The sequence below is a fragment of the Veillonella sp. VA141 genome (genome assembly GCF_003992175.1).
GTDB lineage: Bacteria > Bacillota > Negativicutes > Veillonellales > Veillonellaceae > F0422.
In genome coordinates, this window is record NZ_RQVM01000003.1 from 107,011 (window position 1) to 131,850 (window position 24,840).

The window sequence follows — 24,840 nt, forward strand, 5'->3', positions numbered from 1 at the left end:
TCATAAATGAGTGGATATGTAGAAATGGGTCGAGTGATTCATAACACCCAAATAGGCAGTGATGTATGGAGACTATCCGTATATGCACCCAAACAAGCAAAAGAGGCACAACTAGGACAGTTTTGCAATGTTCGCGTCACAGGGGGCACAGCTCCCTTGTTGCGCAGACCTATCAGTTATGCCGGCTTTGATGCCGAAGCAGGTACCATCGACTTATTATATCGTGTGGTAGGTAAAGGTACAGAGATTATGACTCAGCTACGAGAAGGGGATACCTTAGATTGCTTGGGACCATTAGGTCAAGCTTTTACCACTGCAGACCGCATGTTATTAGTGGGTGGTGGTGTTGGAATTGCGCCTATGCTATGTATCGCTGATCGGTTACAACCAGGTCAAGAGGCTCATGTGATATTAGGATTCCGTAATGCAAGTGAATCATTTTGGGCTGATTTATTTAAAGATAGTCCTGTGACTGTACACATCACCACAGATGATGGCTCACTGGGTACTAAAGGATATCCTACGTCTGTGATGGAAACGCTGATGAGAGAAGAGCAGTTTGATGCGGTCTTGACATGTGGTCCTACACCAATGATGAAAGGGGTAGCCGCTGTAGCTCAACAAATGGGAGTGCCTTGCCAAGTGTCCTTAGAGGAACGCATGGGTTGTGGTACCGGTGGTTGCGTAGGCTGTGCATGCCAAGGTAAAAGTGGCACACGATATAAAGTGTGTAAAGATGGTCCTGTATTCCCTGCTGAGGAGGTGTTTTTCTAATGGCTACTGTAGATCCTAAATTAGCAGTGGAGTTCTGTGGTATCTCCATGAAAAATCCTATTGTAGCAGCATCGGGCACTTTTGGGTTCGGATTGGAATATGATGGATATTTAGACCTTGATACAGAGGTAGGGGCAATTTCTGTAAAAGGTTTAACACCTACTCCTCGACCTGGTAATGCTGGTGTACGTATCGCTGAAACACCATCTGGGGTGTTGAACTGTATCGGATTAGAAAATCCAGGAGCAGAAGCGTTCGTAGCAGATATATTGCCAAATTTAAAACAATATGATGTGCCAATTTTTGCCAATATCTCTGGTAATACACTGGAAGAGTACGAATATATGGCAAAAACATTGACCGTCGAAGGTGTAGCAGCCTTAGAGGTCAACATTAGTTGTCCTAATGTAAAATGCGGAGGTATGGCATTTGGTGTGCAGGCAGAGAGTGCGGCTGCTGTATGTAAAGCGGTTAAAGGGCATACAGATTTGCCAGTGATTATGAAATTATCACCCAATGTAACAGATATCGTAGAGATTGCTCGTGCTGTAGAAGCGGCAGGTGCAGATGGTATCAGTATGATTAATACCCTATTAGGGATGTCTGTAGATCTACGGACTCGTAAACCATTATTGGGGAATATCTATGGTGGTTTATCTGGTCCAGCTGTGAAACCAGTGGCATTGCGCCTAACACATCAAGTGGCACAAGCTATTGAAATCCCAATTATGGGGGGCGGCGGCATCATGACTGGTGAAGATGCCTTAGAATTTATGCTAGTAGGAGCTGACATCGTGTCTGTGGGGACGGCAACGATGGTAGATCCACGAGCTATTGGCATCATCGCTAGTGAAATGAGTGCTTATTGTGAAAGCCAACACATCGATCATGTATCGAACTTAGTTGGTGGTATTATTATGTCTTAATAAGAGAAAATGTATATCTCCTGTAATAGGTTTATAGTGTCAGCAATACATCTAAAATCAGAGTGGTTATCAGGAAATATATCGATACAGGGAAAGCCTTAAAGAAGAGAACTTTGAATACAATACAGAAAAGGACTGTTCCAGTGAAAGAGACACTGGCAACAGTCCTTTTAGTGTTTAAATTTTATTGAGTAATTCTTCTTTTTTCTGTTGAAATTCTTCGTTGGTTATGGCTCCTAGGTCAAGGAGCTCTTTTAGTTGTTTGATACGAAGGATGGGATCATCCAGGGCTGATACTATATCAGATGTGGTAGTATTCTCTGATGTATCCTCTACTTCAATGGTAGCAGTTTCCACTGGAGGACCTGCATCGATGGCAGCTTTCACAGCAGCTGTATTAACCCATAAGCCACGTTGTTGTTGATCATAATCGTAGGCTACAGTGCCACGAGATTCAATCCAGGCTTGTAAATTTTCATTTACTAAATTAGTCAATACATCTAATGTGGCAAGACAGGTATCTCGACCTTGAATGAGCAAGACTCGATGGGTACGACTCACCTCTTTGTTGTCGATATGATCGATATCTGTATCATAAAACTTAGCACGTGTACCATAGCGACCACGATACGTAAATAGACCTGTTTTTGTGTTGTAAGTAATTTTAACTTGCAATGTATGACCGCCAGGGGCATAGCTTATGATATGGTCTGGAGTTTGCGTGAACCAATCGAAGAGTCCCATAATCACTATCCTTTCTTACGTTTGCTTGGCCAAGGACTAGGAGGTCCGTAGCGATTGTTTCCAGTAGAACCAGGGAAACAAGATAAGAATCCGTGTATAATTACTACAATAATAGTGTGCAGAATATAAATATTCTTTAATGGTAGATATAAATTTGTACAAATAATATACATACCCAATAGTATACCAAGGAGACGACCTGGTAATCCGATGTCATTGAATCGTCGTATGTATAGGGTATAGTATAGAGGGAGCAATATGATATATCCTGCGTAAGCTAATGCTTTGATGCCAAAATAAGCCGGCAATATGACAACTACATCTAATAGTTGTTGGATAAACATATTAAAAATATGCATAGTAGCAGATAAAAATAGTATGCCAATGATAAATTGAAATCGATTCATCCGACCTGATGAATTTAATACGCCATGACTGTGTGGTTCTAGCGCAAGTAAAAGAAAGAGGGCTGCTACACCTACTAGAAATGATAGGCCCATATTAATCAGTATGTCCATAAGGAACCTCCTTATATGCTATGAATAAGTATAGCATAGATTAGGATATATGGCGAACTGTGGTCAAATGGAATGAAATTGAAATAGATTCTTCATTAAAATATTAAAAAAATAGAGTAGTATAAAGAAAGTTAGCAGAAAAAAATAGGCAAAATAGCGGTTCGTTGGTATAATAGTAAAGATAGTAAGAAATAGGTTCACTTTTTTCTTTCTAACTACGATTATATAGTTATGAAAGGAGGAATGTATGAAACCTGTAACAACACCTATGGAAAAACGCATTCGCATGGTTCGTGCTTGGTTAGATGCAGCAGCTAAGTCCTATGCTACAAAGGGAAGTGTGAAGGGGAACTTTCATTTATTCTTGGCTCAAGCAGAGATGAAGCAAATGAATGAGGGTAGACCCTCTATTGTGTCCTACGCACAACGAGCTATGTTAACTATTGCATTAGTAGGAGTCATAGGGGTAACACATTGGTGGCTATCACAACATGAAGCAGGGAACGTAACACATACTCCTGTCATAGAAACAAAGGTAGAGGTGAAACCTGCACCTGTGTCTTCCACAGTGGTAGTGAAAGAATCACCAACCATAGAACAGGCTGAACCTAAGCCCGTAGAGACGGTGATAGAAACCAATCATGTTGTAACAACACAGCCCAATGTAGAACCTAGAAAAGATCCTACTATTAGCTCGAAAGACATGGTACATGCAGTGCAAACTGGTGGACGTATTTTGCGAGATTAGCACCTTTTATATTCTAAGGAGGAACATATATGAAGGGAAACCTATCTTATAAGAAATTTTTAACCTTTGCTGTCCTAGCGGCAATCAGTACAACTCCAGTATTTGCTGATACTGCTACTACGACTGAAAGTGGCAAAACAATTGCTAAATTATCCATGGAGGATTTAGGAAAGCAAAATACTACACGCCAAGAAACAGTAGCCTCTGGTGATACGGCTACAGAGGCAGCGATTGCAGCAGCTCGTGAAGGTTTGTCTGAGGCTGCACAACGTGATGCTATTGAAGAACAACGTAAACGTGTTGATAACTCTTCCTTAGCTACTAATGACAAAGAAGTTAAAGTTATCACAAAAGCTGGTGGTGATAAATTAGAAGAAGCACAGGCGGCAGGTGTGGAAACAGCGATTCCTCAAGTACAAGCTCGTTATTTCACATCCCTAACTGAAGCGGAGTTACAAAAATATGTAGGCAAAACGATCACTCATATTTCTATTGAAGGTCTTGACCAAGCAAATCAACCGGCTTTCCTTTCTTTATTACAAGGTAAAATTGGTGATGCTGTTACAGTAGAAGGAATCTCTAAAGAGATTGCCAACCTAGGTGGTTCCGGTGTTCTTTCAGAAATTACACCAGTATTTACAGAAGTACCAGAAGGTGTAAAAGTAGCATATCATGTAACATTAAACCCAGTGATTAAAGGTGTGTCTGTAGAGGGTAATACGGTATACAAAACAGATGTATTGTTGAACTATTTAGGTGTACAACCTAACACTGTGTTAAATACTATTGCAGTTGGTGAAAAAGTACAAGGTATCAACGCAGCGTACCAACGTGATGGATATATTTTAGCTCATGTAAAAGATATGGCTGTAGATGACAATGGTGTATTACACGTATCTGTGGTAGAAGGTATTGTAGAACGTATTACTCCACATGGTAATAAAAAGACTAAAGATCGTGTGATTACTCGTGAATTTAACCAAAAAGTGGGACAACCATTTAATAAATTCTTAGTACGTCGATCTGTAGAGAAAGTATATAACTTAGGTTTCTTTGATGATGTAAATGTACGTTTAACACAAGGCTCCACAGAAGAAATGGTGAACATTGAAGTGGACGTACTAGAACATAAAACAGGTACGATTACATTAGGTGCAGGTTATTCTGATGCTGATGGCTTTGTAGGTATTGTAGAAGTGGGTGAAGAAAACTTACGCGGTACTGGTGATAAAGTGAAGGTTCACTGGGAGTTCGGCGGTGCAGCAGGTTATAAAAACTACTCTGTATCCTACTTGCGTCCATGGATTGATAGAAAAGGCACATCTTTAGGGGTAACCTACTACAATCAATTAAACGAATATACAGATTACAATGAAAAAGGTCAATCTGTGGCTACCTATGATAGAAAATCTAATGGCTTTAATATTTTCTTAGGTCGCCAAACGGCTGAGTTTACTCGCGATTATGTCACATTAGAGCATCGTAAAGATACATACGTATGGGATACTAAAGATTCTAGTGGTTTCCGTTATGATACAAACCAATCTCAAGGACCTCGTTGGAATAACCATGGGTATCCATTCCTAGCATCTGGATATTTGAAAAATAACTTTGGCACAACAAACAGCATTAGCTGGCAAAAAGTATTTGACTCCCGTGATAATGTGTACGAACCAAGCCGTGGTAAACGCTTGTCCAGTACATTGCAATGGGGTGGTCATGGATTAGGCGGTGACTTCAACTTCTATAAATTCACTGGTGAAGCTAGAACATACAAAAAAGTAGGTAATAAACAAGTATTGGCGTTCCGTGGCCGTATTGGTTGGGCTGTTGGTGATCTACCATATAGCCAATTATATACAATTGGTGGTTCTGATTCTCTTCGTGCTTATGAGGATGATCAATATCGTGGTAAAAAAATGTACAACTTTACAGCAGAATATCGCTTCCCAATTTGGAATAAAGTCAGCGGTGCATTATTTACAGATTTAGGTGATGCATGGGATGCACCAAATGTACCTTGGTTCAAACATTCTAAAACATTTAATGCTTCCGTCGGTGCCGGCGTGCGTGTGACAACACCAATTGGTCCAGTACGTATCGACTATGGTATTAGTAAAAATCAAAAGAAATTCCACTTCAGCTTTGGTGGACAATTCTAATTTATGAAATTACAGCAATGGATAGGAGGGGCTCTTCTAATGGCAACATTAGGTATCCCCTCTGTCTATGGAACGCCTGTACAAACGGTGCATGTGGACCTGCACAGTACAACAGGAACGATTCCAACTGCCCTTAAGGCACGAATGGTTGCCAGTATTCAAGGGGCTGCTACGTATATGTTCCAAGGGAAAGAAGACTATCATATCAAGGAATCCTTAGATGCGTATACGATAGCCACGACAGATGTGGTGGACAGAATCCTCTATGGATATACGGTGAAAACTATCTCTATGGATGTTGGTGAAAGTATGTCGATTCACTTAGCCTTGGAACCCTATGGGAAGGTAGTGCAATCTTTGGAAACAAAGATAAACTATGGAAATATATCACCTTATGGACAATCGTTGATGAAAACAGATCTAGGATCTATACAGCCACGGTTGGAGCAAATGCTCTTAGGGGCATCCTTAGACTCCTTGGATTGGATTACACCATTGGCACAAAAAGCCGTGCGTACAGAACTGGAAGGTGCTTTACCTGAGTTTACCCCACAAATTGATGTGGTAGGAGGCGATACAGCAAAGGCGACGGTGTACTTAGTTCCAAATGGAAATAGTGTTAGTCGTACAGCGGTGACGATTCAATCTAATACATTGCCGAGCGTGTTCTTTTATACTCTGCATCAATACTACGAAAAAAAACTGCGTCAATTAGAAGGCTTACCAGTGTCCTTTGTAAGACGTCATCAAATGATGATAGAAAAAGAGATACAAGGTGAACTCAACAAAAGCCGTGGTGTTACACAGTTTGGTGTAACGATGATTCCCACCTTGGAAGTGGGGTCAGAGACGACCTTGCAAATTCATGTAGATTCCTCTAAGTATATTCTTCGAGGGGAAGGCTATTTGGATATGGGGCGTGGCGTAGATTCCGTAGGATTACGGTTGTACACGGGGGTTCATGATGGACCGCATGATTGGTATGTAGAAACAGAGTTTTTGCCGAATCGTTTGGAATGGTCCTTTAAGCCATCTTATGGGTATCAATTCACGAAAGAGACAAAGATAGGGTATCAATATGGAGTGCCTAATCATCACCAGTATGGAATTGTGCAACAAAATATTGGAAACCGTTGGAATGCAAGATATGAAAGAGATATGACTGCAAAAGCGAATGAGTTTGCTCTTTCCTATGATGTGCATGAATATTTACGATTAGAATATGTATGGGGTGACCATGATCGATGGTTGCGCTTAATAGGACGAATATAAAGAAAGAAGGTAGATACACTATGATGCGTTTATTAAACAATAAAAAGAATGTAAAAACAGTGTCCATCATTGTTGGCGTTCTTTTTGTTATCAGTGTGGGCGCTTTGGCATACACACAGATGGCGGGACATGGTGGTTCCAGTGCCATCAGTAATATTGGCGTCATTGATATGCAACGAATTGTAGAAAGTAATCCAAACTTAGTACAAGATGCTCAACAAGAGTACGCTGCATATAATGAAGAATTACAAAAAGAGTTCAATGAAAAATCTGCTAATTTGGATGAAGCAGGTAAGGCAAAATTATCTGATGAGCTTCGTCAAAAAATGCAAGAAAAACAACAAACAATTCAAGAAAATCTAAAAAAACGCGTGGATGAAGCATCTAAAACTGTGGCTGATGGTAAAGGGCTTAGTATTGTATTAAGTCGAGAATCTGTATTGTTTGGTGGTACTGATATAACAGAACAAGTGAGCAAAAAATTATCTGAAACTAAATAAGGTAAAATCCAAATGGGAAAAGGACCTATCTTCGCTTTTATAGGTATGCTGGTATGTGCTGTGGGTATTGGTGGATATTATGGACACCAGCATTCAAAGGCCGTACAGGAACCACGTATTGGTGTTGTACGATTGCAAGATGTGGTAGAACAGCATCCAAACTTTCCTAGTTATGATGTACAGAAAAAAGAGTTGCTTCGGTTAGAAGCTCAGCGAGATAAAGAAGATGAACTTCTGAAATCTAAGTTAGGCACCGAAGTAGGTAAATCTGAAGAACATCTAAAACAATTAGAGTCAAATTTAACAGAAAGTTTGGATCGTGAGTTGCAAACTAAAATTGCATTACGAGAAGCAGAACTAAATCAAGAATTAGCTGCTAAGCAACGACGGTTAATTGAACAATACCGCAGTACATATAAGGTAGAACCTAGTGAAGCAGATATAGAAATTGTCAACCTACAATTATGGTTAACAACGGAAATGAATATAACGCCGATTGATGATATACAACGTCAGCGATGGGCCACAGAAAAGCGTGCGAAAGAACAACGTTTATCGGAACTCTTGGCACAGCGCAGTCATGGTCTGAGCGGTTCTGAGCAATGGAAAGAAATTGAAGCGAAGGTAGCTGAAGTTATGGCGCCAGCTCATGCAGAAGCACAACAAAAGTTGAGTGCCTATGCTACAGAACAGGCAAAAGCCTTGGGGGATCAAAGAGATCGCTCTATAAAAGGCTTAGTGGATTCTCAGCAAGAAGTGCTGGCTAAGGTCCGTCGAGACGGTACTACATTGTGGGACGCAGAATGGGAACAACGATTGGCACAAAAGCGAGATGAAGTACAAGCCTTGCATGATGCTATTCTAGAAGATATTCGAGTTCGTGCAGGTGTTCTGGCGAGAACGAAACAATTAGATTTAGTGCTAGTAGATCATATTACGGATCGTACTGGCATGGATTTGACAGATGAAATCATTCAATCGTATGGAAAATAAAGGAGTAACGTGATGAAATCAATGTGGAAACGTATGGCTACAGGAGCTATGATGGTATGTGCATTAGGATTGGTTGCTGGTTGTGGCACAACTGACAAAGTAGGTGTGGTAAATACTGAAAAATTAGTACAAGAAAGCCAAAAAGCAAAAGATATCAATAAAGAGATGGAAGCTAAACAAAAAGAAGTGACAGATCGCTTGGCACAAGTGCAAGGAACTCAAACAGAAGAACAATTCCAACAAACCCAAATGAATGCGCAACAAGAGTTGCAAATTTATGGTCAAGCTAAAGGTAAAGAATTTAAAGCCTATGTAGAGTCCAATATTCAAGCTGTAGCAAAAGAAAAAGAATTGACTGTTGTTGCTAATGATCAAGCTATTGTAACTGGTGGTATTGATATTACGGAAGAAGTGCTTAAAAAAATGAATGAAGGCGCAGCATCCGGAGAAACTAGTAAATAATAAGAGAGTAAAAGTAAGGAGGCTTCATAGTGAAGTTTTCAGTAGAAGACCTAGCCAAACTGGTTGAGGGTACCGTATATGGTGATGGTTCTATTAGTATTGAAGAAGCCCGCAGTTTAGATCAAGGTGCAGCTCATGCTATCAGTTTTGCTATTGGTGATTATAGAGAGTTTGCCAAAGATAGCAAATCGGGTGCGTTGTTGGTAGATGCTAAGATTGAAGACTGTGAGACCCCTCAAATTGTGGTATCTAATGCCAAAGCAGCATTTGCTAAATTATTGGAAGTGTTCCATCCCCCTGTAGTATTTCCTGAAGGGATTCATGAAACAGCCATTATTGGCAAAAATGTGACAATTGGTAAGAATGTAAAAATTGGACCCTATTGTGTGATCTACGATAATGCTATCATCGCTGATAATGTGACATTACATGCCTATGTGTATATTGGACACAATGCACGTATTGGAGAAGGTACAACGATTTACGCAAGTTCCGTAGTGCATGAAAATTGTATTTTGGGCAAACGGGTTGTATTGCGTGCGAATGCGGTTGTAGGTGGAGAAGGCTTTGGCTTTGCCACTGAAAACGGCAAACATACACATATCCCACAAGTAGGTAACGTGATTTTAGAAGATGATGTGGAAGTAGGCTCTTGCTCTTGTATCGATAATGCCACTATGGGATCTACGTTGGTACGCCGTGGGACTAAAATCGATAATTTAGTTCACCTAGGTCATAATGTGGAAATTGGCGAAGACTGTTTCTTGATTGCTCAAGTCGGTATCGCTGGTAGTACAAAATGTGGCAACCATGTTATCTTTGCAGGTCAAACAGGCTGTACAGGACATATTACAATTGGTGATAATGTAACCTTTGCTGGTAAAACGGGTATCACAGGTAATGTGCCATCCAATGGACTATATGCGGGATTCCCAATGAGACCACACAAAGAATGGTTGAAATTGGCGGCTTATGAAAGCCGATTGCCAGATATGGTAAAACAGTTGAAAGCATTAGAAAAAGAAGTAGCTGCATTGCAAGCTAAATTAGAAGATAAATAGGTGTACCTATGTTATATACCTGTATGAAACTATTCAGTGCTATCCTATGCGCTTTACCATATCGAATACAATATGGCATTGGGTACCTATTAGGACAATTAGGATGGCTTTGCACACCAAGCAATCGAAAACGATTGGCGATCGGACAAATCTTGTTTTGTCGAATTACAGATGATCCTGTAGAGGCAAAGCGAATTGCCAAAGCCAGTGTGACACGATTTGGTCGTATGATTGTGGATGTGCTTCGGTATCCTGAAATTAAAGATGGTAAGTATAAAGAGATGTTCACCATGGAAGGCCGTGAATATCTGGAAACTGCCAAAGAAGATGGCAAAGGTGCTATTATTATCGCTCTCCATAGTGGAAACTGGGAATTACTAGGAGGCATTTTAGCATCGGAAGGGTATCCTTTGATTTCAGTAGCCATGCAACAACAAGGTGATGCGGACAAATTTATCAATGAATATCGTGAGCTTATGAAACAACACGTAACCTATAAAACAGGTGTCCGTGAAATGGTAAAAGAATTACAACAAGGTTCTTTCATTGGTCTTATTATGGACCAAGATCCAGGAGATAAAGGTCAGTTAGTGCCATTTTTCGGCTACGAAACCTTGACTCCTGTAGGGCCAGCCGCGATGGCTCGCATGCAAGATGTACCGATTATTCCGATTACCATTCGTTTTAATGAATATACTGAAAAACATGAAATTACCGTACATCCTCCTGTATATGCAGAAAAAACAGAGGACCGTAAACGTGATATTGCCGTTACATTGACAATGCTCAATGAATGGTTAGAAGATTATATTAGACGATATCCTGAAGATTGGTTCTGGCTCCATAACCGTTGGAAATGGACACGTCGTTTTTATGGTGAAACCATAGAAGTACCACCAGATGTAATGAACCAAAAACTGTAGAAAGGAGGTCCTTATGAAACAACAAACAATTAGTAAAGCCATTAGCTACGAAGGGAATGGATTACACAGTGGTTTACCTGTGCAAATGCGTATCCTACCTAGTGAGCCAAATACTGGGATTACCTTTGTACGTACAGATTTACCAGGCACTCCTTCTGTGAAGGCAGATATTCGCAATGTTACGAATACAATGCGGGCAACTACTTTAGAAGATGGGGAAGCCAAAGTATTTACAGTAGAACATATTTTAGCAGCTTTCTACGGCATGGCTATTGATAACTGTATCATCGAATTGAACTCACCAGAACCTCCTATAGCAGATGGTGGATCAGCCACATTTGTACAACTTATCAAAGAGGCAGGTATTGTAGAACAAGACGCAGACCGTCGTGTGTACACTGTGAAACAGTCTCATGGCATCTATGAAGAAGATAAATTTATCGTGATTCGTCCTTATGATGGATTCCGAGTGACTTTCACAAGTATTAATAGTCATCCTATGCTAGGTACGCAACATGCAGATTATGAGATTAATCCTGATGTATTTGCTACAGAAATTGCGCCAGCAAGAACGATTGGTTTTACAAAAGAAATCGAACAATTGCAAGCGATGGGATTAGCTAAAGGCGGATCCACGGAAAACGTGATTGTCTATGATGATACAACTTGTTTATCGGAACTTAATTTTCCAGATGAATTAGTACGTCATAAAATTTTAGATATATTAGGCGATTTATTCTTGGTGGGCCATCTAAAAGGCCATATTATTGCTGTGAAATCGAGTCATAATTTAAACTCGCGATTAAGTCGAGAAATTTTAAAAGAAATGCAAGAGGAGGCATAACATGATTCTTACAATTGAAGAAATTATGGAAATTCTACCACACCGTTATCCATTCTTATTGGTAGATCGTATTATTGAAATGGAAGCAATGAAACGTGCGGTAGGTCTTAAAAATTGTACTTTCAATGAACCACATTTCATGGGTCACTTTCCAGGTAACCCTGTGATGCCAGGTGTATTGATTACAGAAGCAATTGCTCAAGTAGGTGGTATTGCACTCTTGTATCCTGAAGAAAATCGTGGCTTAACACCAATGTTTACAGGTATAGATAAAGTACGTTTCCGTCATCCAGTTAAACCTGGTGATCAAGTACGCATCGAGGCTGATGTAGTAAAAATCAAAGGTCGTATGGGTAAAGTAGAAGGTCGTGCGTATGTAGGTGATAAATTGGTGGCAAGTGGTGAGTACATGTTCGCCTTAGTGAAGCCAGAATAACTTTCAAAATGTAAGGAGTGACACAGATGATCGTAGTTGGCATGGAAAATGCAACATCTGAAATTCATAGTACTGCAGTCATACATCCAGATGCAAAAATTGGTAAAAATGTTATTATTGGTCCTGGTGCAGTCATTGGAGAACATGTTGAAATCGGAGATGGTACTAAAATTGGCGCTAATGTAGTTATTGGTGGCTGGACAACGATTGGTAAAAATAATGAATTTTTTCCGGGTTGTGCTATCGGTTTGGAACCACAAGATTTAAAATTTAAAGGTGAAAAAAGTTATTGCATTATTGGCGATAATACAGTAGTTCGTGAATTCGTAACTATCAGTCGTGCTACTGGTGAAGGGGAAGAGACACGAGTTGGTAACAATTGTTTGTTCCAAGCGTGCACACATGTGGCGCATAACTGTATCGTAGGCAATAATGTTATCATGAGTAACTGTGCAGGCCTTGCTGGTCACGTAATTGTAGAAGATCGCGTGGTTATTGGAGGTATTGCAGGGGTCCATCAGTTTGTAAAAATTGGTCGTAATGCTATGGTTGGTGGTATGGCGAAAGTCGTACAAGACATCCCTCCCTATGTCATTGCGGATGGACAGCCAGCGCATGTAATTGGGTTGAACTCTGTAGGGTTAGCTCGCGCTGGAGTATCTGAAGAAGTGCGTCGTGAGTTGAAGAAGGCATTTCGTATTCTATATCGCAGTGGCTATAGTCTGTCTAAAGCAATTGAAGAAATGGAATTGAATTTAATATCTTCTGTTGAGATTGAACACATGCTACGTTTCTTACGCAATGCAGATCGTGGTATCATGCGCGTACGCAGAGATTAATAATGGAATTATAATACATGGAAGAGCATACAATGTATGCTTTTCCATGTATTTTTTATTGTGAACTTTCATGCCATTTATGCCCTATATATGGTATAATATAGATTAGAATTTTTATAATTAAAAGTTAGTGGGAGGCGTTATGGCGAAAGTAGGATTGATTGCAGGAATTGGTAATCTGCCAGTTGAATTTATGCGAGCTGCTCAACATGAAGGCTATGAAGTTGTGGTCATTTCTGTTGTAACAGAGGGAGCTCCTGAATTACAAGCAGAGGCCGATGCATACTACCAAATCAGCGTCTTTAAATCAGATACAGTGATTAAAACGTTCCTTAAAGAGGGCGTCACAGATGTGACTATGTTAGGAAAAGTAACAAAAGAACATCTGTATAAAAAGATAACAACCATACCAGATATGCGTACGATCAAATTGTTGAATCGTTTGCGCAATCGTAAAGATGATACGATCATGCTAGCTATCGTAGAGGAATTAGAAAAAGAAGGACTAGCGGTAGCGGATCAAACAAAATATATGAGATCTCTTATGCCACCAGTAGGTGTCATGACAATGAGAAAACCAACAGAGGTGGAGCAATTAGATATTGAGTTTGGTTTTACCTTAGCGAAACAAATGGGTGCACTTGACATTGGACAAACCGTAGTAGTGAAAGAACAAGCGGCGATGGCCATAGAAGCCATTGAAGGAACCGATGAGTGTATCAAGCGAGGCGGTGCCTTGGGTCGTGAAGGGGCTGTGGTGGTAAAAACTGCAAAACCTAATCAGGACGTACGTTTTGATGTTCCAGCGGTAGGTATGAAGACGTTAGAATCTATGATTACCGGTAACTGCAAGGTCCTAGCTATGGAGGCGAAACGGACGATTTTTGTTGAGCAAGAAGCAGTTTTGCAAAAAGCAAACGAATTAGGTATCGTAATCTGTGCCGTAGAAGGGCCGGATGAGGAGTAAGCATGAAGATTATGTTTTCTGCTGGTGAAGCATCAGGAGATACGCATGGTGCCAGTGTGGCAAAGGCTTTATTGGAGGCATATCCAAAAGCACAACTATTTGGCATGGGCGGAGACTTGATGAAGGAAGCGGGTGTGAATATTATATACGATATTCAGCAACTAGGGTTCATCGGTATTGTTGAAATAATAAAACATTTGCCCACATTTTTTAAACTTCGCAGCTTCTTAAAAGAAGCTATGCTACGAGAAAAGCCAGATGTGTTGGTGTGTATTGACTATCCAGGTTTTAATATGAAGTTAGCGAAGGTGGCAAAAGAATTACATATACCTGTGGTGTATTACATTGCCCCTACCATTTGGGCTTGGAATAAAGGACGAGGCAAGGATATCGCTAAAACAGTGACAAAAGTAGCTTCTATTTTTCCTTTTGAAGCAGAGGCATACCGTGAATTTGGTGTAGATGTGGAATTTGTAGGAAATCCTTTGGTAGATATTGTACATCCTACCATGTCCGTCGAAGCAGCGCTTTCTCATTTCGGTGCAGATACAAGGAGTCGCAATATTCTTTTGATGCCAGGTAGTCGTAAACAAGAAGTAGAAGGGTTATTACCCACAATGCTGGCAGCAGCAGAACGGTTATATAAAAATCATACAGATTTGAAGTTCTTCTTACCACGGGCACATACAATACCTAGAGAAGATATTGACAGAATTTTACAAAGTTATTCTGTACCAGTCACTGTCACAGAAGGTCATAACTATGATTTAATGCAGATTTGTACCGCATGTATTGCGGCTTCAGGGACAGCTACCTTAGAAACAGCCTTGATGAATGTACCTACTGTATTGATTTATAAAGTGGCACCTGTTACGTATGGAATTGGTAAGTTACTGGTAAAAATAGATCATATTGGATTGCCTAATATTATGGCGAAGCGTCGCATTATTCCTGAGTTATTACAGGGGGATGTAACGCCAGAAAATGTAGAACGAGAACTAGCTAATATCTTAGATCATGAAGCGGTATATACGCAGATGAAAGCCGATTTAGCGCAAGTGAAAGTAGAATTAGGGGCACCGGGAGCGGTGCAACGTGTAGCTGATGTCATTGCATCAGTCGCAATGAAGGAGGCGTAAATGAATCGTTATAAACAACTATTGGCATTTATTGTGCCATATAGGATGCGACTCATATTAGGGATATTTTGTATGATTGCAGCTGCCATGGGGTATTTAGTGGTACCATGGTTAATCCGAAATGTAGTGGATGGCGTATTGCAAGATAAAGATTTAGGCTTATTAACATTAATTGTGATTGCTATTTTAGTAATTTTCTTGCTTCGTGGATTTGCTACCTATGGGCAAAACTATATGATGGCTTATGTAGGACAGCGCGTGGTTATCGATATTCGTGAAACCTTATTTAAGCATTTACAAAAGTTAGATCAAGCTTATTTTGACCGTCGTAAAACAGGGGTTATCATGAGTAATGTGACTAGTGATGTAGGGGCGTTACAACAAGCTATTGTAGACAATCTTATATCGTTCATGACAGAAGGAGTTACCTTAGTAGGGTCCTTAGTCTTCATGTTTTACTTGGATTGGAAACTATCCCTTTTAACCTTGATTATTGTGCCTGTTGTATTAGGATTAACGAATATATTTGGTAAAAAATTGCGCTCTGCAGGTCATGAGGTACAAGGTAGAACAGCGGATATTACGGCGTTTTTACAAGAAGTTATTTCAGGGGTGCGCGTGATTCGTTCTTTTGCTCGTGAAACATATGAATTTAAGCGATTTGAACAAGAGAACCAAAATAACTTTGATGCAGCTATGAAAGCTACAAAATTAACAGCTGTCATGGGGCCTATGGTGGAATTTGCAGCGGCCATTGCAGTGGTGATTATTCTATGGTATGGCGGATATTCTGTAGTGCAAGGTTATATTACAGCAGGTTCCTTGATTGCATTCTTAATTTATGCTATTAACTTATCTAATCCTGTGAAACGCTTAACTCAAGTCTATGGTAACTTGCAAAAAGCAATGGCAGCAGGAGATCGTGTTATCGATATTTTAGAAACAGAACCTCATGTGAAAGAATCACCAACGGCAAAAGCATTAACAGATGTACAAGGAACTGTAGAATTCGACAATGTACAATTTGCTTATGATGAAGATAATTTAGCTTTAAAAGGCGTCAACTTAACGGTGAAACAAGGGCAAACCGTGGCGATTGTTGGTCCTTCTGGAGCCGGCAAATCAACGATAGCGAACTTGTTACCACGTTTTTATGATGTAACAGGTGGCGCCATTCGCATTGATGGTGTAGATGTGCGAGATGTCACATTTACGTCCTTACGAGAAAATATTGGTTTAGTGCCACAAGATACGATGTTATTCAATGCATCAGTACGTGAAAATATTTTATATGGTCGCTTAGATGCTACTGAACAAGAAATCATTGAGGCGGCTAAAGCAGCGAATGCCTATGAGTTTATTGCAAAATTACCGAATGGATTTGATACGATTGTGGGAGAGCGAGGTAACTCTTTATCGGGTGGTCAGCGTCAACGTATTGCTATTGCACGAGCTATCTTGAAAAATCCGAGCATTTTAATTCTTGATGAGGCTACCTCAGCCTTAGATACTGAAAGTGAAAAGATTGTACAGGAAGCGTTAGAACGACTAATGAAAAATAGAACGGCTCTAGTCATTGCTCATAGATTGAGTACTATTAAACATGCCGATCATATTGTGGTCTTACAGCAAGGTTGTGTTGTAGAAGAAGGCACACATGATGAATTATTAGCGTTGAATGGCTTATATAGCCATTTATATTCTGTTCAATTTGCCAGAAAAGGATAAACTATGTATTGGATATACAATATACTTCTCATTATCTATTGGATTGGCTTGATACCGGTGATTCTCTACCGTTTGGCCTTTGAAGAAGGATTCTACGAGCGGATCAAACAAAGTGCAGGATTCATGCCTAGCACATTGATGAAAAAAATTGAAGGTAAACGGGCTATTTGGTTGCATGCGGCTTCTGTAGGCGAAATTGTAGCTACCAGCCCATTGGTGAAAGACATCAAAAAAAGCTTTCCTGATGCAGTTGTAGTTGTATCTGTGGTAACCGCTACTGGACATGCCATGGCACGCCGCATCATTCCGGAAGCAGAAGGGATTATTTTCTTCCCCTTAGACTTGCCATTTTTGACACGAAGAATTTTGACAACGATTAAGCCCATTGCAATTTTATTGGTTGAAACTGAAATTTGGCCAAACTTTCTTCGTATTGCCAAAGCTGAACAGATTCCAGTTATGATGGTCAATGGTCGTATCAGTGATCGTTCTATGTCACGGTATATGCATATTAAATCTTTTATGCATGATATGTTGGGGTCCATAGATCGATTCTGTATGCAATCTAAATTAGATGCGGAATATATCACTGTATTAGGGGCAAATGTACAAGAGGTAACCGTTACAGGGAATACGAAATATGATCAAACCTATGCAACGGTAACAGATGAAGAAAAAGAACAATTGCAACATGAGTTTGGATTTGGACACAATCATCCTATTATCGTGGCAGGTAGTACCCATAAAGGGGAAGAGGATAAGTTGTTTCAAGCGTTTAAAGAAATTTTACAATCTTATCCCAATGCGCGATTACTGATTGCACCTCGCGAAATTATGCGTGGTAATGATGTAAAAGCATTATCTCAAAAATATGGGTTGAAAGCGATTTGTCGTAGTGCTATGACAGAACCTGTACATGAAGAAATTCCAGTGGTGATTTTAGATACCATCGGTGAATTAGGTCGGCTATATAGTTTGGGGGATATTATTTTTGTAGGTGGATCTTTAGTAAAAACTGGAGGTCATAATATATTGGAACCAGCTGCTCATGGTAAGCCAATTATTGTAGGACCACATATGTTTAACTTTAAGGAAATCTATAGTTTGTTGAGCTCCCGTGGTGCTTGTACAATGGTACATGATGAAAGAGAATTATTAAGAGTATTGCAAACTTTGTGTGCTAACCATACTATGCGAGAAGAGATGAGTCGTCATTGCTTGGAAGTAGTCAGTGAAAATCGGGGAGCTACACAACGCAATACAGAGGAGTTACGCCGTCTTTTTGAACGCTTTCACATAGTACCATAATCGATTCATATTAGTTTTAATATCCTAAGTTATACTAAGGGGATACGGAGGAGGTTTACTCATGAAAGGAGAACAACTCTTTAAGCATATCATTAGTGGACAGATGGAAGGCTCCTTGGGAGATGCTCTGCGCAATGGTTTGGAAAAGGCTAGTAAAGTCTATGAAAGAGTCGTAGAATATCGCAATGAACGCTATAACCACCCACACCGAGTATTGCGAATGCCAGTGCCGGTCATTAGTATAGGAAATATTACAGTTGGAGGCACGGGCAAAACACCCATGGTACGTTATGTATGTGAAACATTAGATACAGCCCAACATACAGTGAGCGTCTTAAGCCGTGGCTACAAAGCAGATAATAATAAAAAGCCTATTGTCGTATCTAGACGAGGGGCTGTGGATGTATCCTCTTTTATTAGTGGTGATGAAGCTTGGTTATTGGCAAAAACATTACCTAATGCGAATGTTATTATAGGTTCAAAACGAGTAGAGTCTGCAAAAATTGCCGTTGAAGATATGCAATCCGATGTGCTTGTCTTGGATGATGGATTTCAGCATCGTGCCTTGGGCCGTGATGCAGATATTGTGTTGATTGATGCAAGTCACCCATTTGGCTATGGTGCGGTATTGCCAAGAGGACTTCTACGAGAACCATTGGAAAACTTGAAGAGAGCTACCTATATTGTGTTAACGAAAACGAATCAAGTGGATTCGGAACAACTAGAAGAACTACGTGCAGAGATTCATTCCTTGGCACCTCTTGTTCCGGTAGCAGAAACCATTCATCAAACAGTGGGCTTTCAAACGATGGAAGAATGGAGTCATAATGGACCGATTCATGGTATTAGTGACTATGACGGTACTCCTTTACTAGCTATTAGTGGAATCGGTCAACCGAGTTCGTTCATTTCTAATTTAAAAAGTTATGGATTCACTGTACAGGATATGATGAGTTTTGGAGACCATCATGATTATTCTGAGGAAGATGTTGTGAAATTATGGGAACGTTGTTTTAAAACTGGTATCCAAGGGATTATCACCACAGAAAAGGATGCGGTCAAGTTATCACAAGTACGGGCCATACGAGACTTACAGATTCCTGTCTATGTATTAGTAATTGGTATTGCATTTACCAAAGGTGAAGAAGATTTTAAATCCTATGTTTTGCAAATAGCAAAGGGGAAGTAATATGCGTATAGCTTGTATTATTCCAGCGCGCTATGGATCGACACGATTGCCGGGTAAACCCTTAGCGATGATTGGTAATAAACCAATGATTCAACGGGTCTATGAACAAGTATCAAAAACCACTGAAATTCATGAGGTCATCGTGGCTACAGATGATGAACGTGTGTATGATGCGGTTACTGCATTTGGTGGGCAAGTGATGATGACGAGAGCCGACCATTTGACTGGCACTGACCGATTGGCAGAAGTAGCAGCTACAAGAACAGATATTGATGTAATTATTAATGTACAAGGGGATGAGCCACTCATTGATGCGTCTGTCATTGATGAATTAGCTCGTCAGTTCAAAGAAGACTTGACGTTACAAATGGGCACAGTAGGCTGTCCTTTGTTAGAATTAGAATACAATGAGCCTAGTGCTGTGAAAGTGATTGTGAATCGATTGGGGAACGCTATGTATTTTTCTCGGTCTTTAATTCCCTATCCTAGACATGCATTTGTGGTACCTCCTCTCAAGCATGTAGGCATGTATGGATATAATCGTCAATTCCTACTAGCCTATGCAAAGATGGAACCAACACCGGCAGAATTAACTGAATCCTTAGAGCAGTTACGGGCCTTAGAAAATGGATATACCATTCGGGTCATTACTACGGACCAACGCTTTGTGGGCGTAGATACACCAGAAGATTTAGAACGAGTGAATGAAATATTTCACCAATTAGAAGCATAAACAATTTCGTTTAGAAAGGAGATACTATGAAAACAGTACAAGTAGGCAACCTTACACTTGGTGGAGGTAAAGGCTTATTTTTATTAGCGGGCCCATGCGTGATTGAGGGCTATGAACGCACATTGGAGATTGGTCGTCGTGCGAAAGCAATTTGTGATAAAGTGGGTATTCCTTACGTATTCAAAGCTTCCTTTGATAAAGCCAATCGCTCTAGCTATTCTTCCTTCCGTGGCCCAGGCCTCGTAGAAGGTTTAGAAATTTTGAAAGCTATTAAAGAAGAGTTGCAGGTACCAGTGGTAAGTGATATTCATGATATTACTCAAATTGAACCAGCTGCTGAAGTGTTGGATATCCTTCAAATTCCAGCATTCTTGTGCCGTCAAACTGATTTGGTATACGGAGCTGCGGCTACTGGAAAATGCGTGAATGTGAAAAAAGGTCAATTTATGGCTCCTAAAGATATGAGCAATGTGTTGAAAAAAATGGAAGAATCTGGCAATCAGAACTTAATGTTGACGGAACGTGGATTTAGCTTTGGCTATAATAATTTAGTGGTAGACATGAGATCTTTCCCAATTATGCGTTCTTTTGAATATCCAGTTATCTTCGATGCCACACATTCTGTACAATTACCAGGTGGAGCAGGCACAGCATCTTCTGGTCAACGTGAATTTGTGGCTAACTTAGCACGTGGCGCTGTTGCCAGTGGTGTGGATGGATTGTTCTTTGAAGTTCATGATAATCCAGAAGAAGCACTTTCAGATGGACCAAATATGTTATATTTAGATTCTCTAGAAGAATTATTAACTGATTTAGTAGCTATCGACAAAATCGTAAAAAAATAGTACAGATGTAAAGGATGCAGGTGAACTATGAAGATACTTGAACGAGCAGCACAGGTGCTCCAAGAAGAATCAAAAGCAGTGTTAGACTTAATTGAAACATTAGACCATCGGTTTGAAGCAGCAGTAGAGTTAATCTTAGCCTCTAAAGGACGTGTGGTCTGTACAGGTATGGGAAAATCTGGACATATTGCACGAAAAATTTCGGCTACATTAGCGAGTACAGGTACACCTGCATTATTTTTACACCCTGGTGAAGGGGTACATGGCGATTTAGGTATGGTTACCTCTGATGATGTAGTATTGGCTTTTTCTAATAGTGGAGAAACTGGGGAGGTTATCAGTTTATTACCATCCTTACGCCGCATAGGGGCTAAATTAATTTCTGTAGTAGGGAATCCAAGTTCTACATTAGGAAAAAATTCTGATATAGTTTTGGTCGTTTGTGTAGATAAAGAAGCATGTCCTTTAGGGCTGGCTCCCACTAGTAGTACCACAGCTGCATTAGCCTTGGGTGATGCATTGGCGGTGTGTTTATTAGATCAACATCAATTTACACCAGAAAATTTTGCTGTATTCCATCCAGGTGGTTCCCTAGGTCGTAAATTGTTGCTCACAGTAGAAAATATTATGCATAGCGGTGATGATAATCCTATTATTCATAAAGGTGCTACTGTGCAAGATGCATTATTTGTGATGACCAACAAAGGTCTTGGAGCAGCTAATGTAGTAGATGAAGAAGGTAAATTAATTGGTTTAGTAACAGATGGAGATATTCGACGTGGTCTAGATTCTGGATGCAATTTCCTAGTATGGTCTGTGGAAGATATGATGACGAAATCACCGCGTACGATTACTAAAGATAAACTAGCGGCGGAAGCACTTCACATGATGGAGAAGAATCAGCCACGGCCAATTACAGTACTTCCTGTTGTTGGTCATGATGGAACTAGCCTTGGGTTAGTACATATTACAGATTTGTTGCGAAGGGGTATTGTATAATGGCAATACGTTGTTTAATCTTAGATGTGGATGGAGTGCTGACAAAGGGCGAGATTACGTATACATCTAGTGGAGAAGAAATTAAAGCTTTTCATGCAAAAGATGGATTAGGATTGGCTCTAGCACAGCGTATGGGATTACAAACGGCAATCATTACGGGCCGTACATCCCCTATCGTAGAGCGACGATCAAAAGAATTAAAAATTTCTCATATTCAAATGGGGAGCCATAATAAGAGTGCTGGATTACAGGAGCTCTTGAAAACATTAGAGTTAGAGGCTCACGAAGTTGCCTATATGGGCGATGACCTCAATGACTTAGGCATTATGTCTAAGGTGGGATTAGCGATGACACCACAAGATGGTGTACCAGAAGTGAAACAAGTAGCTCACTATATCTGCCAAGCTAACGGTGGACAAGGAGCGGTGCGTGAAGCAGTGGAGTATATTTTGAAACAAGCAGGACTTTGGGAGGATGCGGTACGGTTATACCGTGAGGAATCCTACCAAGTAGGTCAGTAGAAAGGAGGCTTTCATGGCAGGAGAATGGCAATATACAGCCTTAAAAACGCTTAGTAAGTTAGTTTGTACATTACCTTATTCTACAATCTTATCCATTGGAGCAACTCTAGGACCTTTATATAGATTAGTAGGAAAAAAACAGGTCAAACGAGGATTACATAATCTAATGATTGGCCTTTCCATAGATGAAAAAGAAGCAGATGCCATATTAGGACGACTCTTTCAAAACTTGGGACGTTCTGTGATGGAAACATTATATATGCCGAATTTGACACCAGAGTTCATTAAAGAACATATCGAAATGCGTGGGTTAGAGCATCTAGATACAGCCATGGCAGAAGATAAAGGTGTTGTTATTTTGACGGCCCATGTAGGCAATTGGGAGTGGATGGGCGCAGCCTTGGCGGCTCATGGGTATCCGTCCACAACGATTGTCAAAAAACAACCGAATGCTCAATTCACAAGATTGCTAAATGAATACCGAGAAATGGTAGGATTAGAAGTATTTGCTCGCGGTGGTTCTGAAATGAGAGGCGCTGCACAAGCGATGAAAGCAAAGAAATTATTGGGTTTCTTAGCGGATCAAGATGGATGGTACACTGGTTTGCCAGTGATGTTCTTAGGACAAGATTCATCAGCGGTGACGGGACCAGCATCCTTTGCGAAAAAGTTTAAAGCTCCTGTTGTGCCAGTCTTTGCATCTCGTAAAGAGAATGGTCACATTGTCCATATATTGCCAGCACTTCATTATAAAGATACTGGTGATGTGGAGAAAGATATGTTCCGTCTTACGGAAGAAACTGTGAAGATAACAGAAGCGTTTATTAGAGAACATCCTGATGAATGGTTGTGGTTCCAGCATCGTTGGAACACAAAAATTCATGAAATCACAGATATCGAACATAAACTACAAGTGCGGGAGGCTGTCCATGAAGAACAATAAAAAACTTCTCCTCACGATTGTGGTAGGCATTTTAATTCTTTTGGGAGTTGGATATTTTTTGTATGGTGGAGTAGAAACCACCACGATAGGACCCTCTGGAAATTCTATTAGTTTTAATGGAACAGAATTGAAAGAAGAAAAAAATGGACAACTGATTTGGTCTGTGAAAGCAGAAAAGATAAGCGTTGATCAGGTCACAAAAGTAGTTACCTTAGAAAATGTAACAGGGGCGTTTCATAAGGATGGAAAAATACTTACAGTGAAAGCACCAAAAGGCGTGGTATCTAAAGACCATGGACAGATTACATTATCTGGTGGCATTGAGGCTACCTCTAGTACGGGTGCAACGCTTCGCACAGAAGGGCTAGAGTATACAAGTAAAGAACAGTTATTTAAATCAACTTCTAAATTTATTTACACCGATGTTGATACAACATTAGAAGGTGATGTGCTAGAAGGCGATATGATTTTGCAACAAGTGACTGCAAAAGGTCATGCTAAGTTGATTCGCAAGTAGGAAGGAAATTCATGAAACTACAACGTTTACTCATGGCAGCTCTTATGGGTGGTGTCATGATGATTCCCGTATGGGCAGCGCCAACGGATACAAATCCTGCTGGCAATGGAAATATAATGATTACGGCTGATCAGTTGACATATGATGGCATTAGTGGTCGTGCAGAAGCCAAAGGCAGTGTGGTGATTACAAAAGATGATAAAACGATGACCGGCGCTTCTGGTTGGTACAATACAAAAGGTGAAGAAGGCTTTTTGACTGGTGGCGTGAGCATGATTGGTAACAATATGTCCATGGCAGCTGGTGAAGTGCATGTCTTACATAATCACCAATTTGATGCCACAGGTAATGTACATCTACAAAAAGATGATCGTCAATTGTTCGGTGATCAAGTGAATTATAATACAGAAACTGGTTATGGTGAGATTATTGGACATGGACAATTAGTGATGTCAGATAATGTATTGACAGGTCAACATATTACGGCTTTCACGAATCAAATATCGGCGACAGCTAAAGGGAATGTAACCTTATCGAGTGCTAGTCGTAACGTGAATGCCACAGCTGATGAGGCAGTGTACACACAAACGCCAAATCAAAATGATGGTGTTGCCTATTTAAAAGGTAATGCAAGAGCGGTGCAAAATGGCAATGTTCTAGAAGCGCCGGAATTAAAGATTGAACTTAGTGACAATAGTGCAGAAACGCTTGGTGGGCGTAGTACATTAATCATTACTCCAAAGTAAGGA

At 40.2% G+C, this 24,840-nt stretch carries 27 protein-coding genes; 25 read left to right on the forward strand and 2 right to left on the reverse strand.

Features of this window, described 5'->3' with window-relative positions:
• Positions 1–6: 6 nt before the first annotated feature.
• Positions 7–774, forward strand: a complete 768-nt coding sequence (locus tag EO112_RS04580) for a dihydroorotate dehydrogenase electron transfer subunit (RefSeq protein WP_127163150.1) — start codon at positions 7–9, stop codon at positions 772–774.
• Positions 774–1,700 (forward strand): dihydroorotate dehydrogenase, encoded by a 927-nt coding sequence (locus EO112_RS04585; RefSeq protein WP_127163152.1) that lies wholly within the window; start codon positions 774–776, stop codon positions 1,698–1,700. The genes EO112_RS04580 and EO112_RS04585 overlap by 1 nt, the downstream gene beginning before the upstream one ends.
• Before the next feature lie 177 nt (positions 1,701–1,877).
• Here the strand turns inward: EO112_RS04585 and EO112_RS04590 are convergent, their stop codons facing one another.
• Both EO112_RS04590 and EO112_RS04595 read right to left on the reverse strand, forming a co-directional pair.
• Entirely contained in the window at positions 1,878–2,444 is a 567-nt protein-coding gene (locus tag EO112_RS04590; protein ID WP_009353687.1) for an SHOCT domain-containing protein, read from the reverse strand.
• A 5-nt stretch (positions 2,445–2,449) separates the two neighbouring features.
• Positions 2,450–2,962: a DUF805 domain-containing protein gene (locus EO112_RS04595; protein WP_009353721.1), complete on the reverse strand. Its 513-nt coding sequence runs from the start codon at positions 2,960–2,962 to the stop codon at positions 2,450–2,452.
• A gap of 247 nt (positions 2,963–3,209) precedes the next feature.
• Between EO112_RS04595 and EO112_RS04600 the strand changes: the two genes are divergently transcribed.
• The 23 genes from EO112_RS04600 (at position 3,210) to EO112_RS04710 (ending at position 24,837) form a co-directional block, all read left to right on the forward strand.
• On the forward strand, positions 3,210–3,710 hold the full coding sequence (locus tag EO112_RS04600) for a hypothetical protein (protein ID WP_009353650.1): 501 nt from the start codon (positions 3,210–3,212) through the stop codon (positions 3,708–3,710).
• Positions 3,711–3,739: 29 nt separating this feature from the next.
• Positions 3,740–5,872 (forward strand): outer membrane protein assembly factor, encoded by a 2,133-nt coding sequence (locus tag EO112_RS04605; protein WP_127163154.1) that lies wholly within the window; start codon positions 3,740–3,742, stop codon positions 5,870–5,872.
• A 39-nt stretch (positions 5,873–5,911) separates the two neighbouring features.
• Entirely contained in the window at positions 5,912–7,144 is a 1,233-nt protein-coding gene (locus tag EO112_RS04610; RefSeq protein ID WP_127163156.1) for a hypothetical protein, read from the forward strand.
• A 20-nt stretch (positions 7,145–7,164) separates the two neighbouring features.
• Positions 7,165–7,644: an OmpH family outer membrane protein gene (locus tag EO112_RS04615; protein ID WP_127163158.1), complete on the forward strand. Its 480-nt coding sequence runs from the start codon at positions 7,165–7,167 to the stop codon at positions 7,642–7,644.
• A 12-nt stretch (positions 7,645–7,656) separates the two neighbouring features.
• On the forward strand, positions 7,657–8,637 hold the full coding sequence (locus EO112_RS04620) for a hypothetical protein (protein WP_164723946.1): 981 nt from the start codon (positions 7,657–7,659) through the stop codon (positions 8,635–8,637).
• A gap of 12 nt (positions 8,638–8,649) precedes the next feature.
• Entirely contained in the window at positions 8,650–9,099 is a 450-nt protein-coding gene (locus EO112_RS04625) for an OmpH family outer membrane protein (RefSeq protein WP_127163162.1), read from the forward strand.
• Between the two features lie 29 nt (positions 9,100–9,128).
• Entirely contained in the window at positions 9,129–10,160 is a 1,032-nt protein-coding gene (gene lpxD / locus EO112_RS04630; protein ID WP_127163164.1) for a UDP-3-O-(3-hydroxymyristoyl)glucosamine N-acyltransferase, read from the forward strand.
• An 8-nt stretch (positions 10,161–10,168) separates the two neighbouring features.
• Complete coding sequence (locus EO112_RS04635; protein ID WP_240629344.1) at positions 10,169–11,083, forward strand: lysophospholipid acyltransferase family protein; 915 nt, start codon at positions 10,169–10,171, stop codon at positions 11,081–11,083.
• Between the two features lie 13 nt (positions 11,084–11,096).
• Complete coding sequence (gene lpxC / locus EO112_RS04640) at positions 11,097–11,927, forward strand: UDP-3-O-acyl-N-acetylglucosamine deacetylase (RefSeq protein ID WP_127160521.1); 831 nt, start codon at positions 11,097–11,099, stop codon at positions 11,925–11,927.
• Position 11,928: 1 nt separating this feature from the next.
• Complete coding sequence (gene fabZ, locus EO112_RS04645) at positions 11,929–12,363, forward strand: 3-hydroxyacyl-ACP dehydratase FabZ (protein ID WP_127061188.1); 435 nt, start codon at positions 11,929–11,931, stop codon at positions 12,361–12,363.
• Positions 12,364–12,389: 26 nt separating this feature from the next.
• A complete protein-coding gene (gene lpxA / locus EO112_RS04650) occupies positions 12,390–13,202 on the forward strand; it encodes an acyl-ACP--UDP-N-acetylglucosamine O-acyltransferase (protein ID WP_009353663.1) in 813 nt (270 codons plus the stop codon).
• Between the two features lie 142 nt (positions 13,203–13,344).
• On the forward strand, positions 13,345–14,169 hold the full coding sequence (locus EO112_RS04655) for an LpxI family protein (RefSeq protein ID WP_009353707.1): 825 nt from the start codon (positions 13,345–13,347) through the stop codon (positions 14,167–14,169).
• Positions 14,170–14,171: 2 nt separating this feature from the next.
• Positions 14,172–15,308, forward strand: a complete 1,137-nt coding sequence (gene lpxB / locus EO112_RS04660) for a lipid-A-disaccharide synthase (protein WP_127163168.1) — start codon at positions 14,172–14,174, stop codon at positions 15,306–15,308.
• Positions 15,309–17,036 (forward strand): ABC transporter ATP-binding protein, encoded by a 1,728-nt coding sequence (locus EO112_RS04665; RefSeq protein WP_127163170.1) that lies wholly within the window; start codon positions 15,309–15,311, stop codon positions 17,034–17,036.
• A 3-nt stretch (positions 17,037–17,039) separates the two neighbouring features.
• Positions 17,040–18,344, forward strand: a complete 1,305-nt coding sequence (locus tag EO112_RS04670) for a 3-deoxy-D-manno-octulosonic acid transferase (protein WP_127163172.1) — start codon at positions 17,040–17,042, stop codon at positions 18,342–18,344.
• 61 nt (positions 18,345–18,405) lie between these two features.
• Complete coding sequence (gene lpxK / locus EO112_RS04675; protein ID WP_127163174.1) at positions 18,406–19,533, forward strand: tetraacyldisaccharide 4'-kinase; 1,128 nt, start codon at positions 18,406–18,408, stop codon at positions 19,531–19,533.
• A gap of 1 nt (position 19,534) precedes the next feature.
• Positions 19,535–20,266, forward strand: a complete 732-nt coding sequence (gene kdsB / locus EO112_RS04680) for a 3-deoxy-manno-octulosonate cytidylyltransferase (RefSeq protein WP_127163176.1) — start codon at positions 19,535–19,537, stop codon at positions 20,264–20,266.
• A 26-nt stretch (positions 20,267–20,292) separates the two neighbouring features.
• On the forward strand, positions 20,293–21,111 hold the full coding sequence (gene kdsA / locus EO112_RS04685; protein WP_126940622.1) for a 3-deoxy-8-phosphooctulonate synthase: 819 nt from the start codon (positions 20,293–20,295) through the stop codon (positions 21,109–21,111).
• A gap of 27 nt (positions 21,112–21,138) precedes the next feature.
• Positions 21,139–22,110: an SIS domain-containing protein gene (locus tag EO112_RS04690; protein ID WP_127135907.1), complete on the forward strand. Its 972-nt coding sequence runs from the start codon at positions 21,139–21,141 to the stop codon at positions 22,108–22,110.
• Positions 22,110–22,631: an HAD family hydrolase gene (locus EO112_RS04695; RefSeq protein WP_127163178.1), complete on the forward strand. Its 522-nt coding sequence runs from the start codon at positions 22,110–22,112 to the stop codon at positions 22,629–22,631. Before EO112_RS04690 ends, EO112_RS04695 begins: the two co-directional genes overlap by 1 nt.
• A 13-nt stretch (positions 22,632–22,644) precedes the next feature.
• Positions 22,645–23,574: a lysophospholipid acyltransferase family protein gene (locus EO112_RS04700; RefSeq protein WP_127163180.1), complete on the forward strand. Its 930-nt coding sequence runs from the start codon at positions 22,645–22,647 to the stop codon at positions 23,572–23,574.
• The gene (gene lptC / locus EO112_RS04705) at positions 23,561–24,091 is read left to right on the forward strand and encodes an LPS export ABC transporter periplasmic protein LptC (RefSeq protein ID WP_164723947.1); all 531 of its coding nucleotides are present in this window, start codon (positions 23,561–23,563) and stop codon (positions 24,089–24,091) included. Before EO112_RS04700 ends, lptC begins: the two co-directional genes overlap by 14 nt.
• 11 nt (positions 24,092–24,102) lie before the next feature.
• On the forward strand, positions 24,103–24,837 hold the full coding sequence (locus EO112_RS04710) for an LptA/OstA family protein (RefSeq protein ID WP_127163182.1): 735 nt from the start codon (positions 24,103–24,105) through the stop codon (positions 24,835–24,837).
• Positions 24,838–24,840 lie beyond the last annotated feature (3 nt).

Bases quoted from the DNA above. Each gene is read 5' to 3' on its own strand.
- EO112_RS04580 (WP_127163150.1), top strand. From the start codon at position 7: ATGAGTGGATATGTAGAAATGGGTCGAGTGATTCATAACACCCAAATA.
- EO112_RS04585 (WP_127163152.1), top strand. From the start codon at position 774: ATGGCTACTGTAGATCCTAAATTAGCAGTGGAGTTCTGTGGTATCTCC.
- EO112_RS04590 (WP_009353687.1), bottom strand. From the start codon at position 2,444: ATGGGACTCTTCGATTGGTTCACGCAAACTCCAGACCATATCATAAGC.
- EO112_RS04595 (WP_009353721.1), bottom strand. From the start codon at position 2,962: ATGGACATACTGATTAATATGGGCCTATCATTTCTAGTAGGTGTAGCA.
- EO112_RS04600 (WP_009353650.1), top strand. From the start codon at position 3,210: ATGAAACCTGTAACAACACCTATGGAAAAACGCATTCGCATGGTTCGT.
- EO112_RS04605 (WP_127163154.1), top strand. From the start codon at position 3,740: ATGAAGGGAAACCTATCTTATAAGAAATTTTTAACCTTTGCTGTCCTA.
- EO112_RS04610 (WP_127163156.1), top strand. From the start codon at position 5,912: ATGGCAACATTAGGTATCCCCTCTGTCTATGGAACGCCTGTACAAACG.
- EO112_RS04615 (WP_127163158.1), top strand. From the start codon at position 7,165: ATGATGCGTTTATTAAACAATAAAAAGAATGTAAAAACAGTGTCCATC.
- EO112_RS04620 (WP_164723946.1), top strand. From the start codon at position 7,657: ATGGGAAAAGGACCTATCTTCGCTTTTATAGGTATGCTGGTATGTGCT.
- EO112_RS04625 (WP_127163162.1), top strand. From the start codon at position 8,650: ATGAAATCAATGTGGAAACGTATGGCTACAGGAGCTATGATGGTATGT.
- EO112_RS04635 (WP_240629344.1), top strand. From the start codon at position 10,169: ATGTTATATACCTGTATGAAACTATTCAGTGCTATCCTATGCGCTTTA.
- lpxC (WP_127160521.1), top strand. From the start codon at position 11,097: ATGAAACAACAAACAATTAGTAAAGCCATTAGCTACGAAGGGAATGGA.
- fabZ (WP_127061188.1), top strand. From the start codon at position 11,929: ATGATTCTTACAATTGAAGAAATTATGGAAATTCTACCACACCGTTAT.
- lpxA (WP_009353663.1), top strand. From the start codon at position 12,390: ATGATCGTAGTTGGCATGGAAAATGCAACATCTGAAATTCATAGTACT.
- EO112_RS04655 (WP_009353707.1), top strand. From the start codon at position 13,345: ATGGCGAAAGTAGGATTGATTGCAGGAATTGGTAATCTGCCAGTTGAA.
- lpxB (WP_127163168.1), top strand. From the start codon at position 14,172: ATGAAGATTATGTTTTCTGCTGGTGAAGCATCAGGAGATACGCATGGT.
- EO112_RS04665 (WP_127163170.1), top strand. From the start codon at position 15,309: ATGAATCGTTATAAACAACTATTGGCATTTATTGTGCCATATAGGATG.
- EO112_RS04670 (WP_127163172.1), top strand. From the start codon at position 17,040: ATGTATTGGATATACAATATACTTCTCATTATCTATTGGATTGGCTTG.
- lpxK (WP_127163174.1), top strand. From the start codon at position 18,406: ATGAAAGGAGAACAACTCTTTAAGCATATCATTAGTGGACAGATGGAA.
- kdsB (WP_127163176.1), top strand. From the start codon at position 19,535: ATGCGTATAGCTTGTATTATTCCAGCGCGCTATGGATCGACACGATTG.
- kdsA (WP_126940622.1), top strand. From the start codon at position 20,293: ATGAAAACAGTACAAGTAGGCAACCTTACACTTGGTGGAGGTAAAGGC.
- EO112_RS04690 (WP_127135907.1), top strand. From the start codon at position 21,139: ATGAAGATACTTGAACGAGCAGCACAGGTGCTCCAAGAAGAATCAAAA.
- EO112_RS04695 (WP_127163178.1), top strand. From the start codon at position 22,110: ATGGCAATACGTTGTTTAATCTTAGATGTGGATGGAGTGCTGACAAAG.
- EO112_RS04700 (WP_127163180.1), top strand. From the start codon at position 22,645: ATGGCAGGAGAATGGCAATATACAGCCTTAAAAACGCTTAGTAAGTTA.
- lptC (WP_164723947.1), top strand. From the start codon at position 23,561: ATGAAGAACAATAAAAAACTTCTCCTCACGATTGTGGTAGGCATTTTA.
- EO112_RS04710 (WP_127163182.1), top strand. From the start codon at position 24,103: ATGAAACTACAACGTTTACTCATGGCAGCTCTTATGGGTGGTGTCATG.